Here is a 2456-nt window from a genome sequence, read left to right on the forward strand (position 1 = left end):
CTTCTTGAAATCACCCCCTTCTAAAATTCTCAGGAGCTTTATCTGGAGAGCAGGGGTGATTTCTGCTATTTCATCGAGAAGGATCGTGCCACCATGGGCCTCTTCAAACACTCCCTTGGTTGTTGATATGGCTCCTGTAAAAGAACCTTTCTCATGACCGAAGAGCTCACTCTCAAGAAGACTTTCTGGAAGCGCTCCACAGTTTATGGGTAGAAAGGGTTTTCCCTGTCTCTGGCTGTTATAGTGGATGGCCCTTGCGATTAGCTCCTTTCCTGTGCCGCTCTCTCCCTGGATGAGTACGGTGCAGTCGGTCTTTGATACCTTGTCTACCAGCTCATAGATCTTTTTCATCTCTTTGCTTTTTCCAATGATACCGAAAAATTCCATTTTCTCATATCCCAAAATAGTTTTATCTTTCAATATCTTATCGGATTTTTTTTGAGTTACTTTAATGAAATATCAAGTTAACCATTGAAAATATTTGGATTATGTATAAAATTTAATAGTTAGTTTTAGGAGGAGAAATGGTTTCTCATTGGAAAAACTTAAAAATTCTGGTCTGCTCACCTTGAATAATGAATAAAGCATGATTAAAGGGAGGTTGAATGTCAATCAATATTGAACTTTTAGTATTTGATCTGGACGGCACCTTAATCGATTCAAAACAGGACATCGCCAACTCTGTGAATTTCACTCTTGATAAAATGGAAAGGAAGAAGATTAAGGACGAGACCATATTTGGCTTTATTGGGGATGGCTTAAGAGAGCTATTAGCAAGGTCTTTTGGAACTCATGAGGATAAGATTCTGGATATGGTTATTCCAATATTCAGAGCTCACTACAGGGAACATCTTCTGGATAATACACGATTATATCCTGGGGTAAGGGATGTTCTTGAATATTTTAAATTAAAAAAGATATCTCTCATAACAAATAAGCCAGAAGCTTTCAGCAAAACCATTTTAGAGAGATTAAATATCTCTTCTTATTTTAATCTGGTCTTGGGAAGCGATAGTGTCGAGAATAAAAAACCCCATCCTGAGCCTCTCTTAAAGGCCCTTGATGTCTTGGGGGTATCAAAGGAGAGGTGTTTAATGGTCGGGGATAGCAAAATGGATATTGATATGGGAAAAGAGGCGGGTACGTTGACCTGCGGTGTTACCTATGGGCTTAGAGGAAGAGAGGAGTTAACCTTAGCAGGTGCAGATTATATCATCGATGGTATTTTGGAGCTGAAAGGGTTAGTTATTTAAGAAATGTGAGTGTTTTAAAGTTTAGCTACTGTTTCTTTATTGAGCCTTTTTAAAAATTTAAAAAGGAGCTTTAAAGCGCTATTATAATCTTCAGTATTCATCATCCCTATATGAGAGTGGGTATATCTCACAGGAATACCGAAGACAATTGTCGGCACTCCTATGCCAGATATATGGATAGCACCAGCATCTGTTCCCCCACCTGTCCTTACAGCCAGCTGATATTTTATCCGGTTTTTTTCTGCCGTTTCAATAACAAGCTCTTTTAGCTTAACGTTTCCAATCATCGTAGGATCAAAACATCGGATTTGTACACCACCTCCCAAAGCTCCCTGAGGTTTATCCTTGGTGATGCCTGGAAAATCATCAGCAGGCGGTGCCTCCAGTACAATAGCCATATCAGGCTTCACATATTCAGCGACAGTTTTGGCACCTCGAAGCCCAACCTCTTCCTGGACTGTTCCAGCACCAAAGAGGGTATTGGGATGGCTTTCTTTTTCCATTCGATGAAAGAGGTTGATGATGAGGGCACATCCAATTCTATTATCGAAGGCCTTTCCCATAAAAAGATGGGGATTTTTCATCTTGCTAAAATATGGTGAAGGAGTAGCAAAAGAGCCTATTTCAATCCCAAACAGCTCTTTAACCTGTTTATCACTTTTTGCTCCGATATCAATGAGCATATCTTCGATTTCCATTTTTTTGTTTTCTTCCTTTTTCTTTAAGAAATGGGGTGGAGTCGAACCGATAATACCCTCTACATATCCTTTTTTTCCCTTAATGATTATCCTTTGGCCTGGCAGGGTTTGGGATACCCATCCTCCAATAGGATAAAATCTCAAAAATCCCTTTTTGGTTATGTTTTGGATGATAAACCCTACCTCATCCATATGGGCTGCTAGCATGATCCTGGGTTCAGTATTTGATCCCTTTTTTTCAAATATTATACTTCCGAGCCTATCCTTTTTTACTTTAGTCTTGTTTTTTAACTCCCCTGTCATGATTTCTGATATCTCGTATTCGTATCCTGATGGGCCAAAGGCCAATGAGAGTCTCTCGAGTAGTTTTATTGATTCCATTTCAATTCCTCCTATGTTAAATGAGAAACTAACAAATTTGTGAATCAATATCAAGTTACTTTAAATATTATTGATAAATTTTAATGGGGTGTGATAGATTAACAATAATAAGGCGTTTAGAAAG

3 protein-coding genes are annotated in these 2456 nt (G+C 38.7%); 1 reads left to right on the forward strand and 2 read right to left on the reverse strand.

The features are described 5' to 3' along the window. Nucleotides 1–402: sigma-54 factor interaction domain-containing protein (locus tag VMW81_07775; GenBank protein HUU50841.1), on the reverse strand; the 402-nt coding region annotated here is incomplete at its 3' end. Nucleotides 403–605: 203 nt separating this feature from the next. On the opposite strand from VMW81_07775, the gene VMW81_07780 reads away from it, so the two are divergent. Then, nucleotides 606–1253 carry an HAD-IA family hydrolase gene (locus VMW81_07780; protein ID HUU50842.1) on the forward strand — a complete coding sequence of 216 codons (648 nt, stop codon included), beginning with the start codon at nucleotides 606–608 and terminating at the stop codon, nucleotides 1251–1253. 14 nt (nucleotides 1254–1267) lie between these two features. On the opposite strand, the gene VMW81_07785 is transcribed toward VMW81_07780, so the two are convergent. After that, on the reverse strand, nucleotides 1268–2332 hold the full coding sequence (locus VMW81_07785; GenBank protein HUU50843.1) for a M42 family metallopeptidase: 1065 nt from the start codon (nucleotides 2330–2332) through the stop codon (nucleotides 1268–1270). Nucleotides 2333–2456 lie beyond the last annotated feature (124 nt).

The sequence above is a fragment of the Nitrospinota bacterium genome (assembly GCA_035528715.1).
In the GTDB taxonomy this organism is placed as follows: Bacteria; JADFOP01; JADFOP01; order DATKYB01; family DATKYB01; genus DATKYB01.